15 protein-coding genes and 1 pseudogene are annotated in these 14,854 nt (G+C 36.3%); all 16 read left to right on the forward strand.

Annotation, left to right across the window (positions count from 1 at the left end; genetic code table 11):
• Positions 1–92: 92 nt before the first annotated feature.
• The 16 genes and pseudogenes from ACQKII_RS03845 (at position 93) to ACQKII_RS03920 (ending at position 14,841) form a co-directional block, all read left to right on the forward strand.
• Positions 93–1,928 carry an IucA/IucC family protein gene (locus ACQKII_RS03845; RefSeq protein WP_427456494.1) on the forward strand — a complete coding sequence of 612 codons (1,836 nt, stop codon included), beginning with the start codon at positions 93–95 and terminating at the stop codon, positions 1,926–1,928.
• On the forward strand, positions 1,900–3,654 hold the full coding sequence (locus tag ACQKII_RS03850) for an IucA/IucC family protein (RefSeq protein WP_427456496.1): 1,755 nt from the start codon (positions 1,900–1,902) through the stop codon (positions 3,652–3,654). Before ACQKII_RS03845 ends, ACQKII_RS03850 begins: the two co-directional genes overlap by 29 nt.
• 2 nt (positions 3,655–3,656) lie before the next feature.
• Positions 3,657–4,889 carry an AMP-binding protein gene (locus ACQKII_RS03855; RefSeq protein ID WP_427456498.1) on the forward strand — a complete coding sequence of 411 codons (1,233 nt, stop codon included), beginning with the start codon at positions 3,657–3,659 and terminating at the stop codon, positions 4,887–4,889.
• A complete protein-coding gene (gene asbD / locus ACQKII_RS03860) occupies positions 4,886–5,158 on the forward strand; it encodes a petrobactin biosynthesis protein AsbD (RefSeq protein WP_427456500.1) in 273 nt (90 codons plus the stop codon). The genes ACQKII_RS03855 and asbD overlap by 4 nt, the downstream gene beginning before the upstream one ends.
• Positions 5,155–6,129 carry a DUF6005 family protein gene (locus ACQKII_RS03865; protein WP_427456502.1) on the forward strand — a complete coding sequence of 325 codons (975 nt, stop codon included), beginning with the start codon at positions 5,155–5,157 and terminating at the stop codon, positions 6,127–6,129. The genes asbD and ACQKII_RS03865 overlap by 4 nt, the downstream gene beginning before the upstream one ends.
• Positions 6,126–6,950 (forward strand): sugar phosphate isomerase/epimerase family protein, encoded by an 825-nt coding sequence (locus tag ACQKII_RS03870; RefSeq protein WP_427456504.1) that lies wholly within the window; start codon positions 6,126–6,128, stop codon positions 6,948–6,950. Before ACQKII_RS03865 ends, ACQKII_RS03870 begins: the two co-directional genes overlap by 4 nt.
• Positions 6,951–7,422: 472 nt before the next feature.
• Complete coding sequence (locus ACQKII_RS03875) at positions 7,423–7,710, forward strand: hypothetical protein (protein WP_427456506.1); 288 nt, start codon at positions 7,423–7,425, stop codon at positions 7,708–7,710.
• A gap of 93 nt (positions 7,711–7,803) precedes the next feature.
• A complete protein-coding gene (locus ACQKII_RS03880; RefSeq protein ID WP_427456508.1) occupies positions 7,804–8,145 on the forward strand; it encodes a DNA topoisomerase in 342 nt (113 codons plus the stop codon).
• Between the two features lie 78 nt (positions 8,146–8,223).
• Complete coding sequence (locus ACQKII_RS03885) at positions 8,224–9,093, forward strand: phosphotransferase (RefSeq protein ID WP_427456510.1); 870 nt, start codon at positions 8,224–8,226, stop codon at positions 9,091–9,093.
• Between the two features lie 289 nt (positions 9,094–9,382).
• The gene (locus ACQKII_RS03890; RefSeq protein ID WP_427456512.1) at positions 9,383–9,907 is read left to right on the forward strand and encodes a GNAT family N-acetyltransferase; all 525 of its coding nucleotides are present in this window, start codon (positions 9,383–9,385) and stop codon (positions 9,905–9,907) included.
• A gap of 411 nt (positions 9,908–10,318) precedes the next feature.
• Positions 10,319–11,005 (forward strand): annotated as a pseudogene (locus ACQKII_RS03895) (tyrosine-type recombinase/integrase).
• A 195-nt stretch (positions 11,006–11,200) separates the two neighbouring features.
• Entirely contained in the window at positions 11,201–11,557 is a 357-nt protein-coding gene (locus tag ACQKII_RS03900) for a MerR family transcriptional regulator (protein ID WP_427456757.1), read from the forward strand.
• A 4-nt stretch (positions 11,558–11,561) separates the two neighbouring features.
• Positions 11,562–12,470, forward strand: a complete 909-nt coding sequence (locus tag ACQKII_RS03905; protein WP_427456514.1) for a DUF2268 domain-containing protein — start codon at positions 11,562–11,564, stop codon at positions 12,468–12,470.
• Between the two features lie 175 nt (positions 12,471–12,645).
• Entirely contained in the window at positions 12,646–13,215 is a 570-nt protein-coding gene (locus ACQKII_RS03910) for a response regulator transcription factor (RefSeq protein ID WP_427456516.1), read from the forward strand.
• A gap of 330 nt (positions 13,216–13,545) precedes the next feature.
• Positions 13,546–14,127, forward strand: a complete 582-nt coding sequence (locus tag ACQKII_RS03915; protein WP_427456518.1) for a hypothetical protein — start codon at positions 13,546–13,548, stop codon at positions 14,125–14,127.
• 528 nt (positions 14,128–14,655) lie between these two features.
• Positions 14,656–14,841: a DUF1643 domain-containing protein gene (locus ACQKII_RS03920; protein WP_427456520.1), complete on the forward strand. Its 186-nt coding sequence runs from the start codon at positions 14,656–14,658 to the stop codon at positions 14,839–14,841.
• Positions 14,842–14,854 lie beyond the last annotated feature (13 nt).

Below are 14,854 nucleotides of genomic sequence, written 5' to 3' on the forward strand. Positions count from 1 at the left end.
CTTATTATGAGTCTTTCTAATTAGGAAGACTAATTTTTTTAACATTAAATGATAATCATTATCACTTAATGAGAGGGAGGCTCTGTGAAAGGATGGTTAATTACATGCAACAGATTGCTAAACAGATTGCAGAAAATGCAACGTTTCAGGCGTTTATGAATTGTTATATCCGAGAAGTGAGTAGCGGACATTGGGTCAAAAAGGAGGAGTGGATAAAAGAACAGCGACTATCTATCCTGATTACAGAGGCACATATGATAGAGCTTGAGTTGCCCATACTAAACACCCGTTTTGCATTTGGTGTGGAGTACAAATCTCATGTTGGAAGACATTTATTTGGTGTCTCGCTGAAGTACTGTACGAATCAAAAACAATGGCTTCCTGAAGATAAACTAACGATACTCATCACGCTCATTCAAGAACTACATTTAATGGCTAAGGCGGATGGATGTCCTGGACTTTCTTCTCATTTTGATGAACTCATTCTTCGCATAATTGAGAGCTATCAAACGATGGCAAATTATATTGAAAAGAGTTTGGAAGATAAGAAACAAAATGGAGCTAACGATACGTTTATTGAAGCTGAGCAGTCTCTCTTATTTGGACATTGGCTTCATCCGACACCTAAAAGCAGACAAGGGATGGCAAATTGGCAACAAACGAGTTTTGCTCCAGAGCTACAAGGTTCTTTCCAACTTCACTATTTTCGTGTCGACCGAAAAATTGTGAAAGAGTCCTCTGTATTAGAAAAAAGTGCGAGTGAACTCATTTCTCAGTCTTTAACAAAATCACAACCTGATTTTGTTATGTCAGAGAAGGATTGCTTCATTCCGATGCACCCGCTTCAAGCACAGTGGCTTTTACAGCAACAGTATGTAAAACAGGCGCTTGCTGAAGGATTGATAAAATACGAAGGTGCGCTTGGGGCATTTTATACAGCAACCTCTTCGATAAGAACGGTATATAGCGCAAATGAAGAAATGATGTATAAGTTTTCAATTCCAGTCCAAATAACGAATTCATTGAGGGTAAATCGAACGCATGAACTAAAAGCTGGAATTGTTATGGCTCGGTTAATGAATAAGATTGATTTCTTACAGAACCATTCATCTTTTCGGATGATTGATGACCCTGCCTATATGACTGTAGAGTTTCCAAATCAGACGGAAACAGGGTTTGAGGTTATTTTTCGCTCAAACGTATTTCCTAAAGGACATGATGAAGGAATTTGCATGATCGCTGCTCTTGTTCAAGAGCCTCTGCCAAAAGAAAAATCGAGACTGTGTCAGCTCATCATGAAAATCTCTCAATCAGAATGCCGCTCATTAGAAAGCGTAAGTTTAGATTGGTTTAAAGTCTATTGGAAATGTGCTATTGAATCATTATTAAGGTTATACGATGAGTATGGGATAGCTCTCGAAGCACATCAGCAAAATAGTGTGTTAAACATTTCTTCAGGTTATCCAACTACTTATTATTATCGTGATAACCAAGGTTATTACTTATCAAAAACATATAAAGAAGAACTTCTTTCAATAGAGCCTTCTTTACATGAAACAGAAGAGCTTTTTTACGAAGATGCCCTTATTCATGATAGATTTACATATTATTTGTTTGTGAATCAATTGTTTCCCGTTATTTCCCGATTTGGAGCAGATCAGCTCATCGATGAAAAAATTCTTTTGAAGTGGTCTATCGATCAACTGCACTTATTAGAAAAAGAATTTACAGGTCTCGGGAAGGCATTTGTTCGTAACATTCTAAAACAAGAAAAGCTTGCGTTCAAAGCAAATTTATTAACAAGGTTTCATGATGTAGATGAACTAGAAGCCGAACTTGAGCAAGCGGTATACACGAAAATTCCAAATCCGTTTGTTCTTCAGTATGAGGAGGCAAAATATGCAGCAGCTACAGCCTTTAGCTTCTAAACAAGGAGAGCTACGTGTAAGGCGGCAGCTTGTGGAAGCAATGATTTTTGAAGGACTAATCAAATATGAAGAAACTCGTCTAGATAAATGGACTTCAATCCTTACTCTTGTTGGACAGAAGTGCACCTATCGTTGTGAAGGGACAAGAATGGCATTTGATCGCATCCGAATAAAGGGAGATAGTATTTTTCTAGTAGGAAAAGATGAAACGTTACTAGAGGCAACACTTGAGGGTCTAGTAGATGAATTACTTTCGACTGTTAGAGACAAAGTTCGATTACTGGAAGAACTTCATTTAACGAGTGAGCTTTGTGAATGGAATGATCGTTATCTCCAAATGCCAATGTCGAGAAGAAATTCGAGTTATGAAGAATTAGAATCAGAAATCGTTGAAGGACATCCATATCACCCTTGTTTTAAATCAAGAACCGGTTTTACGATCGACGACCATAAAGACTATGGCCCTGAGGCAAAGCAATCATTTACCCTTCAATGGGTTGCAGTGAGAAGAAGCTACGTACGAATCACTGTTCTTGAAGAGGAAGAGAGCTTTTGGAAAAGAGAGCTAGGGCATTTGATGTGGGGAGACCTTCTTGCAAAGCTTGCGATATTAGATGGAACATATGAAGAATATACGTTTTTACCAGTTCATCCTTGGCAGTGGCATAACATGAAACATGAACTAGCTGGATTAATGGAGCAAAAAGATCTAATTCCTCTAGATGTGAAAGGAGATGACTATCGGGCAACCCAATCGGTGCGAACATTATGGAATTTTTCAAATCCTGAAAAGGCGCAATTAAAATGCTCGATGAATATGGTGAATACCTCTTCATTACGAAAGTTACATTGTCATGCTGTTTGTGCCGCTCCTCGTATTTCAGCATGGCTTAAACAGGTGATTCAATTAGACTCCTATTTACAAAAGGAAGCGTCTCTTATTGTACTGGAAGAATATGCAGGGATTATTTTTGAACCGAATGCAAAAAAGCATAGCAGAAAACTAGAAGGTCAGCTTGGTTCAATATGGCGAGAAAGTGTGCGCTCGTATATGAAGGATGATGAGGAAGCGGTACCGTTTACGGTGCTAATGATGATGGAGAAAGATGGGCGCCCGTTTATAGATGATTGGCTTATTCGATATGGAACGGAGGAGTGGGTAAAGCGCTTGATCGAAGTGAGTGTTATTCCTGTGTGGCACTTGCTTGTCGCTCACGGTATTGCTGTTGAGGCCCATGCGCAGAATATGATTTTATTACATCAAAATGGCTGGCCGACTCGGGTTGTACTGAGGGATTTCCATGACAGTATCGAATATATTGAAGAATTTATTGCAGACAGAAGCCTCGTTCCAGACTTTGAAACGATACACGAACGTTTTAAAGATGCACCTGTCGATCATTATTATTGGATGTCTTCTGTAGAGGCTTTACGAGAGTTAGTTATGGATACATTATTCGTGTTTCATTTAAGTGAACTATCTTATTTGCTAGAAGAGCAGTATGGATTTGCAGAAACACGTTTTTGGCGTCAAATTAGGGACGGAATACAGAAGCACTTTGAACGTTTTCCATCATTATGCTCAAGAAATGAACAGCTTCATCATACTAGCACACATATTTATGTTGAATCTTTGCTAACAAAGAAACTTCAAAATCAAGAAGAAGGTAATTTTCGACATATCGTCAGCAATACGTTGGCGCAAGCGGATGAAAAGGGGAAATGATGATGTTTTATGTCAATGATCAATTTTATACAGTAGAAGATATCGAGAAGCAATATGAAATATATGAAAGCTTATCTCATCTAAGAGAATGTAACAATCGCAGACTAGCTATTTGTACGGATGATATTTTTCAATATATAGCTCTTTGTTTATATATTCGCCAAAAAGGTGGATCAGTCGTCCCGATCCATCCAGCGACGCCAAAAGAGGGATCTGTGCGGCTTGCTTCTACTGCAGGTAGTCATCTTTTGTTGTTCCAATCGATCGATTCTTTCATCGAACTATCAAATCATGCCAATCACCAAGAAGGAGTATTAGTTCAAATGAGTTCAGGTACAACAGGAGCTCCGAAATGTATTGAACGAACGTGGAGTTCAGTGGAAGAAGAGATTGAAAGCTATGTGAAGACGTTACCTGTCGATTCCTTGACAAATTCTGTTGTCGCTTGTCCGGTTACTCATTCTTATGGATTCATTTGTGGTGTCTTGGCTTGCATAAGAAGGGGAGCAAAGCCGGTTATTCTTACGAATAGTAATCCTAAATATATTTTGAAAAAGCTAAAAGAATATCCTAAGCACATACTCTATTCGGCCCCAGCGTTACTTTATACATTAAGTCGATTATTGCCTATTGATCAACAATTTGATCGTGTGATGACGTCAGGAACTGTAATGCCGCATAGCTGGTTGACATTATTAAGAGAGAAATCTCGCCAAGTATTACAGCAGTATGGATGCTCTGAATCCGGGTGTGTTGCGATTCACCCTAATGTGGAAGATCCGAAAGAAATGGGCTACCCTCTTCCTCATGTGAAGGTGACAGCTGGTGACAAACAAACACCGAGCGAAATTATCATTGAATTGTCTACACAAACGATTTACACAAAAGATCTTGGCTATATAGAAGATAATGTTCTTTCTTTTCTTGCAAGAATGGATGACACGATTAATGTAGCAGGCTTGAATGTGTATCCGCAAGAAGTTGAAACCGTGTTAATGGATGACCCAAGAATCGTCGAAGCAGTCGTCTATAAAAAACAAGACAACCTATCAGGAGAGCGAGTATGCGCACTATACGTGTCTACTGAACCGATCGATCATATGGAGCTTAGAGAATGGTGCCGGAAATTCCTCGCGCCACATCAAATTCCGATGGAGTTTGTGTTTGTTCATGAAATTGAGAAGCTGCCAAATGGAAAAGTAAGTAGAAAAAAACTTGGAGGCATACCAGTATGACGAGACAACAATTAATCAAGAGCATCTATGATATTATGGAAAATTCATTAGAGTTGCAGACACTGTCTTCTTTTAGTGAAGATGCCCGGTTAAATGAGGATTTGTATATGGATTCAATTATGGTCCTTCAACTGATTCTTCATGTAGAGTTGGATCTTGGCATTTCCATTCCCGATGAAATTCTCGTTCCTAAAGATTTCAAAACAGTAGGAACACTAGCAAGCTTTTTAGAAAAACAGCAAAAAGTAGAAATCGGAGGGGGAAAATGATAAAAGTTCATTGCTTTGTAAGCTGTGTTTGTGAAGTTATTAAGAAAACGAAAGGCGTTGATCATAGGCCCTACTATTTTGGGGTATGGGACGCAGATTTTGATGTGCTCGATAATGGCGTGCTAGCATACCACTCAGATCGAATTGATCATCATTTCTTTCAAACATGGTATGAAATGCTCTATGGAATCAAGCTTTACAAATGGTATGACGAAGAACAATCAAAACAAGAAAATATAAACAAGCTGCTAAGGTTATTAGAAAATAAATCTCCACATCAACATGTGATGGTGATGCTGGATTTATCGATGCTTCCAGAGCGAGAGAATAAATTTCATCAACGTCCATTTCCACATTATGTGATGCTTGAATCGACAGAAAATGAAGCAGAGTGGTTTATGTATGACCCTGATTTTCGCTGGGAAGGGATTTTGCCGAAGGAGAGGATTTTAGTTGCAATCCAAGAGCCAACTGTCGGAGGTGGCTATTACTTTGATTCTGAGACGATTATTGCGCCAACTACAGAGACGGTTGAAGCCTATTTTAATACATGTATAAAGCTTCATTGTAATCCGTTAACAGATGCAATTACCGAAATTATAAAAGAGTATATTGAAGGAAAAGAAAAAGAACGTATGTCAAAACTTCCGACTGCATTAAAACAATTGCCGGTTATAGCGATTAGAAAGTATGCATATGAACATGCGTTTGCATTTTTTTGGGAAGCTCTTGGCCGCGATGAGAAAGGCTTTGAAACATGGTGTGATGAAATTGAGCGTCTAGTGAATGGTTATACAACGATTCAGTATCGAGCGATGAAGCTTGCGATGACGCAAGATTTGTTATTAGCTGAAGATATTTTTGTGAAGTTAGAAGAACAAAATCTCCTTGAGTTCAAGATTAAGCAAGGATTACAAGAATGTTTTCAAGCATGGTTAACATTACAGCACAAGAAAGAGGTCATGTTATGAAACTATCTATCTGTACAATCTCGTTTCGGCACCATCTCCACTCGATTGATCAATTAGCTCACTTTGCAAAAACGCAAGGTTTTCAAGGTATCGAGCTATGGGGTGTTCATGCAAAGAACTTAGCAGATGAACTTCATTATGGAGCAGATTGGTTAAGCTCCTACGGTTTGGAAACGAGCATGCTTAGTGATTATTTGCCATTAGAAGCACCAGTTTCTGAGATGATGGCTGAAACAGAGAAGTTATCCTCACTTGCAAAGCGCTGGGGAACGAATAAGATTCGTACATTTGTAGGAAAACAGGGCAGTTCAGACACGAGTAAGAAAGAAAGGGAAGAACTTATTTCCAGGCTTAGAATGCTCTGTGATTATCTTGAGTCAAAAGGACAATATTTGCTTGTTGAAACTCATCCGAACACATTGACAGATAATCTACCTTCAACGATGCAGTTACTCGAAGAAACGAATCACTCAAGCCTACGAGTGAACTTTGACGTTTTGCATATATGGGAATCAGGGATAAACCCTCTTGTCGCCATGAAGCAACTTCGTCCTTATATCTCACATTTTCACTTTAAAAATATTGCCTCACGTGCACAACTTGGTGTTTTTTCTCCAAACAATGTTTATGCTGCATCAGGGTCTAGAGAGGGGATGGTTCCATTGTTTGAAGGTGCAATTGATTATGATGAATTCCTAGCAGGAGTACTTTCAATCGCGGAGGTAGATGCGTCATTGGAATGGTTCGGATCGAATGTGAAGCGCGTATTAGCAAAAGATGTTCAGGAGGTTAAGAAGGCGTTGCAGTTGGTGCAAATATAATGTAAGGTTGTTTGAAACATATATGAGAGCATTTGATTCAACCTAAATTAAAACTATCTCTACTATCAACTAGTAGAAGGTTCTTTTTATTAACAAACAATGAATGGGAAAATGGTAGAAAGGTCTATTAGCGTATCCAACAGCCCAAAACTTTATCGAATCATTTATATTACATGCATTAGCGATTGTTGGTAACAAGGTAATAAATGATAATTACTTAGTTAAATCTCAACAACCTGATTCAGTCAAAATTGCTCAAATTTTAATGAATCTAGACGAAATCGATTGGCTTGCTATAGAGGAATTGAAATACTTAAAGGGCGCAGCGGGCACAAAGATTTTAGTACGTGATATTTTAAATTGTATAAAGTAAAATAGAATTAAGTATTTCATAATAAACTCAACTAATATGATTAGTTGAGTTTTGCGTTTTTAAGGTAATAAAATATTTTATAAAGATGTGATGAATTTTATGGGGAAAATCGCTATTTTTGCTGAAAAACCATCTCAGGCAAGAGCTTATGCAGAAGCATATAAAATTAAACAAAAACAGAAGACATTTATTGAAATAGAGCCTTGTTCTACATTTCCCGAAGGAGCAATTATTACATGGGCTGTTGGCCATCTTGTAGAATTAAAGGAACCTAAAGAATATCAAAAGGAATGGGAGAAATGGTCGCTTGGTTCATTACCTATCATTCCACAAAAAAATTTGAAGATAAAGTTGTCTCTAAAATGTATTCACAATTTAATGCAGTGAAAAAAATTTTTAGTGATCCGCAAGTAACAATGATTTATAACTGCTGCGATAGTGAACGTGAGGGCTCAAATATCTTGTACTCACTTTTTAAAAATGACGAAAGTAAAGAAGCCTGTAAAACGCTTATGGATCAATTCATTAGAGATTGATGAAATTCGAAAAGGCTTTAATAATATGCAAAGCAATGAACGAGACTTGCTTATGTATCAAGAAGCAAACACGCGTCAAAATAGTAACTGGCTCGTCGGGATGAACTGCAGCCGATTATATACGTTACTGCTACAACAAAAAGGCTTTAAAGGTAGTATTTCAATAGGTCGTGTGCAATCACCAACGGTTTACTTAATTTATAAAAGACTGCAAGAAATTGAAAACTTTAAGCCCGAAAACTTTTACGAGATTGAAGGGGTATTCAAGGCGCAAAATGGCGTATAAAAAGGAAAAGCGAAAATAAAAACAAATGTAAGAGCAGAGGTCGAGCAGCTATTACACCAGCACGGCGAGGATTAACAGATGAAAAAAATTAATGAAAATATTGATATTCTAATTAATAAAGGTTTGATAATAAATGATGGTTTGGAAGTGAAGAGGTTAAAAAGTGGTACAACTAATGGTGTTTTATATACTCTCCATTATAATGAGATACCGACCTATGTGATGAAAATAGATACCCCTGAGATTATCACTGCAACTAAGGATTTTCTTGTGGCATATAATGATGTAGGGTTGTTTCCAGATGTTCTTTATACAGACGATGAAAAAGAATTTATTGCCTACTCTTATATTTCTGGAGAGACCCATTTTAATAGAGGTTCTAAAATAGAATGGATGACACTTTTAATTAAAGAGTTATTCAATAAGTACAAAAAAGTGGATAAAGACACACCTTGGGGTAGAATCGATGGAATACATAGAAATTCTTGGTCAGAATTTAACCAAAGTAGTTTGGAGTCTGCCCTAAGGAATATAGGAGATTTATTTCCAAGTGAAGACCATAAAAGGATAGAGATTTTGGTAAATAAATTAAAATCATATCATGATCAAGAAGAGAAGTATTATCTACATGGAGATACTGGTGTACATAATTTTGTATATTTGGACAACAAATTAACAGGAGTCATCGACCCATCGCCATTAATCGGTCCGAAAATATACGATTTTACTTATTCTTTTTGTTCTTCGCCTGATAGTCTAAATTTAAGTACGCTTTTGTCATTATTTTCGTTGTGGGATAATGATTCTTTTAATAAGGAACGGCTTATGGATGAAGTTCTTTTTCAGTTATATACACGTATTGGAGTATGTATTAAAGTTCATCCGCATGATTTAAATGATTATATGGAAGCCTGGAAAGAATGGAGGAAATATCTTCCCTCTAACTAAATAGTGATTCTTCTTCAACTAAAGAGAGCTTTAGAGAAAGAAGAATTAATTAATTTTGAGATTGATATCATGTTTCAGTTATTCCATTATAGGGTGTTTTTCCATAATAAGGAAAGAGTCTTTATTCATGGAAAGGGCCATTTTGCGGAACAAGGATTAGAAATCACAGGGGAAAAAGAGTTAGCATGGGTGAATATTTATATACCCTATTTTGATAATTATGGAAATTGTGTTTATAATGTTCTAGACTAGGTGTGGAAGTGGCTTGTCTTAGGAGAGGAGATAAAAAATGATTGAATTACGAAAGATAACCGGGGATAACATAGATGAATTAATAGCACTTGAAGTTGAAGAAAACCAGAAAGAATTTATATTAGAAACTACTAACCTCAGATGCTTTGCAGATGCTCACATGTTGAACACAGATGGTATACCAGCGACTCCACTAGCCATTTATGCTGATGATACTATGGTTGGGTTTTTGATGTATATTTACGATACGATGGATCATGAATCATTTGAAAATGAAGTTTTCTATGGCAAGAAGAGTTATTTTATTTGGCATAATATGATTGATAAAAGTTACCAAGGAAAAGGATATGGCAAACTTACTTTTGAAAAAATGTTGATGGATATTGAAAATATGCCATATGGGGAAGCAGAATATGTAACCCTCTTTTATCATACAAGTAATGTCAAAGCTAAAACATTATACGCTTCATTTGGTTTTGTAGATACAGGCATCATTCAGGATAACTCGATGTTGGCGATTAAAAATCTAGATGGGAAAATAACAAAATCCTTAGTAGAATAGGATCTCTCAGAAAGAAATGTAAGCTATTACGTCTTGACCCATAATAAACACAAATATCCAGAAGAAACACCGATTTTGTTAGCTCTGTTCTAGCAAAAATATAATATTTATACCGCAATCAGGCACACTTTCCTGGAAACACGGGAAGTGCCTTTTTAGATTAATTAGAGTTTGAAACTATCAATATTTTTAGGTTTTTGAATATCCTCGTATGAAAAAGTCTTTCATTGAACATAATAGAATTTAGAATTAATAGATTTATAGGTGGGAGAGTGAAAGACACATGTTATTATATCCGAAGCGTGGAAAAAGTATCAACAGGATAAAAAAATCGAGGGATATTCATCACTTACATTAAAAACATATTGGTTTCAATATAATCTATTATTACGATTTTTTTGTGATATTGATATGAACGAATTTAATACAGATAAATTAAAAGAATATTTAATACGATCAGGAGATCACTTAAAGCCTAATCACTATTTAGATGGTCACATGAAGAGGGCTATATTCAAAAAAATCCTGCAGCTAAATTAAAAGAGCCGAAATTAGGTAAAAGGATTCCTAAGTTTCCCTCAGAATTAGAGATAGAACATTTAAGGGAAGGCTTGTCAAACAACGATGGAGAATGCACTATTTGAGTTTATGTATTCAACCGGCTGCCGTATTGGTGAAGTTGTAAAATTAAATCGCGAAGATATCGATTTTCAAACGCATTCAGTTATTGTACAAGGGCAAGGTGATAAAGAAAGGGAAGTGTACTTTAATACCCGCTGTTCCATTTGGTTAAAAAGGTATTTAGATGAACGAGAGGATAAGGAACCTTGTTTGTTTATTACGGACAGAAGGCCGAAAAGGCGGATGAGCATTGATAATTTAAGATATATTATCAAGCGCATATCAAATCGAGCTGGTATAAAAAAGAATATACATCCGCATCAATTACGACACAGCTATGCAACGCATATGATTAATAACGGTGCGCCAATTGATGTCATTCAAAGTTTACTGGGTCATGAAAAGAGTGAGACTACAAAGATATACGCTCAGCTAAGCGGAAAGCTAAGACATGATTTTTACAGTAAATACTTTTGAATTTAAATAAATAAACTTTAGTTTCAATTAAGACACTCATGTAGAAACTGGGTGTCTTTTGTTATAGGGCCAGATTGTTGAATAAGTAGCAGTTTAAGCCGAGGAATAAAATAAATTTCAGTTTTCTTTTTCGTAAATACTATTGACACTAACGTAGCGTAATACCTTAGTTTTAATAAATGGAGGTGAATTACGCTGTTTACAACGGGAGAGCTTTACAAAAGAACAGGGATTACTGAACGCTCTATACGATATTATTCTAATTTGGGTTTATTAAAAGCAGAGAAGAATGATAACGGCCAGTTAGTTTTATTAAAATCAGACATAGAAAAAATTGTACTAATTCTTTCAGCGAAGATAACAGGTCATAAACTTAAAGATTTAATTGACCGACAGCCTTCATTAGGCTTTATTAAAAATGACCTAACACAAATGATTGCAAACTTAGAAAACATATCAATTCATTTAGATCTTACCAATTCTGAGGAGAATCTTATGGAGAGCATAAAGTTGCTTCAAAACTATAATGTTAAATATTTGCGAAAAAGGTGATTAAATGGGTATGACTTATAAAGTAATCAACACATTAGATCAATATCAAGAGTTACTTGCGATTACAAATTTAGAAGAAAGAAAAAATTATTTCCGTTATACAATGATGAAACCATTTGAAGAAATGTGGAATTTAATCAATGTTCCTATAAAAGCGAAACAAGAAAATGGTTATGATGTTTTAATGGCTACAAAAATGCTTGGGTATGCAGATGTTTCTAACGGTAAACAAATCCAACAGGGGTTATACATCTTAGAAGAAAATAACGTATATAACGTAGTCGTAAATACAATTAAAAACTGTATAGAAAACGCTGGTAAGTCGGGGGTGAAAGTAAATGCTGATGAAATAAAGTTTGGATTGTATGTTGCAGATCCTGATAAATTGAAGCTACATAAAGGATTTTCAGGGTTTGGAGGTATTCCTGGGTTTATTACTGTGAATATCTATCCCAATGATTATAATTTACCGAAACTTCCCGCAGTCATTGCTCATGAGTTTCATCACAACATTCGTTTTTCTTATTTTGATTGGGATCATGGTAATGTAACAGTAGGAGACTATCTTGTTATAGAAGGTTTGGCTGATTCATTTGCAAAAGAATTATACGGAATAGAGCAATTAGGACCTTGGGTTACTAGCATGGATAAAGAAGAATTAGAGTACTCAACCGAAGTTATAGGAGAAGCCCTTGACGTTAAAGGGTTTGCTGAAGTGAGTAGCTATATGTTTGGTGATGAAATTGCTGCACAAGAAGGGTATCAACCTGTAGGGCTTCCTTTCTGTGCTGGTTATGCAGTAGGATACAAGGCTGTTCAGTCCTATATGAAAAGGCATAATAAGACGATATATGAAGCAACTTTGGCTACCACTGATGAAATAATTCATGGATGTGACTTGTTTTCTAGATAACCTCGAAAAAGTAGCTAATAGAAATCTTCAGCAATCGGGCGCGATTGTGGAGCAACACAGGTCGAAAATAATCAAACTTTTTTATAATAACCTAACTTAAAACTGCTAAAGAGGAATCCCTTTTGATCAATCTTTTTTCAAAAGGGATTCTTCTTATTTATCGTAAAATGAGGGTTTGCGAGGTATTTTTGCTCAAACTTTATTTCAAAGCAACATGAACATTTTGATTTGTGATGATGATAAAGAAATTGTAAGGGCGATTAGCATTTATTTAGAAAATGAGGGATATCAAGTATTCAAAGCTTTCAATGGTATAGAGGCAATCGATCTTATTCGAGATCACGTTATTCACCTAATTATTATGGATATTATGATGCCAAAAATGAATGGGATTACGGCGACGATGAAGATTCGGCAAGATAATATGATTCCGTTAATTATGCTTTCTGCTAAGTCGGAGGATTATGACAAAATACTCGGATTAAATATCGGAGCAGATGATTATATGGCCAAGCCGTTTAATCCATTAGAACTTGTGGCTAGAGTGAAATCGCAGCTAAGAAGGTATACGACATTTGGGAGTCTTGAGGTGAGTAGTTATGTATTGCAAACGGGCGGGCTCATGATTGATGATGAACAGAAAGTCATTACCGTTGATAAACAAGAGGTTCATTTGACACCAGTGCAGTATAAAATTTTAAAGCTTCTCACAGCAAATCCTGGGAAACCGCACTTAGACAAATAAAGGTGAACCTTATCATAAGTAAGTGCGGTTTTATTATGCATCTTTTTGACAAAGTAACGAAAGAAAAAAAGCAAACATGGGAAGCGCTTTTACACCAAATGACGTTGATTTGGGAGAGATAGAGAGGAACTGATTTGTATCAAATATGGCAAGAAAATCAGTAAGTATATGTCACAGTTAGTTAAGTAGGAGATAATCTTTTTAAAGGGATTGCTTTATAATAAATACCAAAAAGAGAAATTGCGCTGTGCAATTTCTCTTTTTGCTTGAACTGAAATTAATTATAAATCATCCTCGGTAACTTCATTATTATTTCATTGCCATTGCCCGTTGCCATTGCCATTGCCATTGCCCGTTGCCATTGCCATTACCATTACCGTTGCCATTGCCATTGCCATTACCGTTGCCATTGCCATTACCGTTTCCGTTTCCGTTGCCATTACCGTTGCCATTGCCATTACCATTACCATTGCCATTGCCATTGCCATTGCCATTGCCATTGCCATTGCCATTACCATTACCATTACCGTTACCATTACCGTTGCCATTGCCATTGCCATTGCCATTGCCATTGCCATTACCGTTGCCATTGCCATTACCGTTGCCATTACCGTTGCCATTGCCATTACCGTTGCCATTACCGTTACCGTTACCGTTGCCATTGCCGTTGCCATTACCGTTGCCATTGCCATTACCATTACCATTACCATTACCGTTACCATTACCATTACCGTTGCCATTACCGTTGCCATTACCGTTACCATTACCGTTGCCATTACCATTGCCATTATCGTTGCCATTACCGTTGCCATTACCATTACCATTACCATTACCATTGCCATTGCCATTGCCATTGCCATTACCATTATCGTTGCCATTACCGTTACCGTTGCCATTCTCTTGATTGCCTGATACATTTTGTAAGCTTTCGTGGAGAGTTGGACCATCTTTAGACAAACTTAGCTGTTCAGCAATATCCGCCTTTAGTTGAATTATACTTTCGCTTTGACTATCCTGCTTGAATGGTTTCGATTCTTCAGCACTAGCACTCGACAATGGAACCAATAGAGAAAGCACCATAACGAAAACTAGAATACTACTTAAGAACTTCATAAACTTAAAATTTTTCAAATCTCATTTCCTCCTCTTTCTTTAATTGTCACACTTTTTCAGTTTAGTGTGATATTTCCAATTTAACACAATGGAACTAATTCGAGAATCGGAATATTTAAATATTCTGAAATATTGATAATTAGTATCAATTTATGAAATATAGATTAAATCTATATTCCTAGTAATTGAATAAAAAAGTAGAACTTTCAAACGAGAAATGACTTACAGTAATTCATTAATTTTTTCAATTAATCCTATCAAGGCAGCAGTTATAGATACAGTCGGTGGTGTAGTTGCTTATAGAAAATTAGGAGGGCAGTAAAAGGAGTGATTGGAGGGGGTCAGACAGATGAAATTGTGCAAGACCAAACAACAATGTACGTCATAAACAATCTTGCCAAATTAGATTATGGCTCAGTTATCATTATGAATCTATTCACTTCGCTGGAGGATAAAATGCATTCTTTGGACTCAGAAGAAGATAAAAGAAAGTTAAAAAGCCACGCCTGTTGATTATCTAGTTTCT

Source organism: Lysinibacillus sp. NPDC048646 (assembly GCF_050272295.1).
Lineage (GTDB): Bacteria > Bacillota > Bacilli > Bacillales_A > Planococcaceae > Lysinibacillus.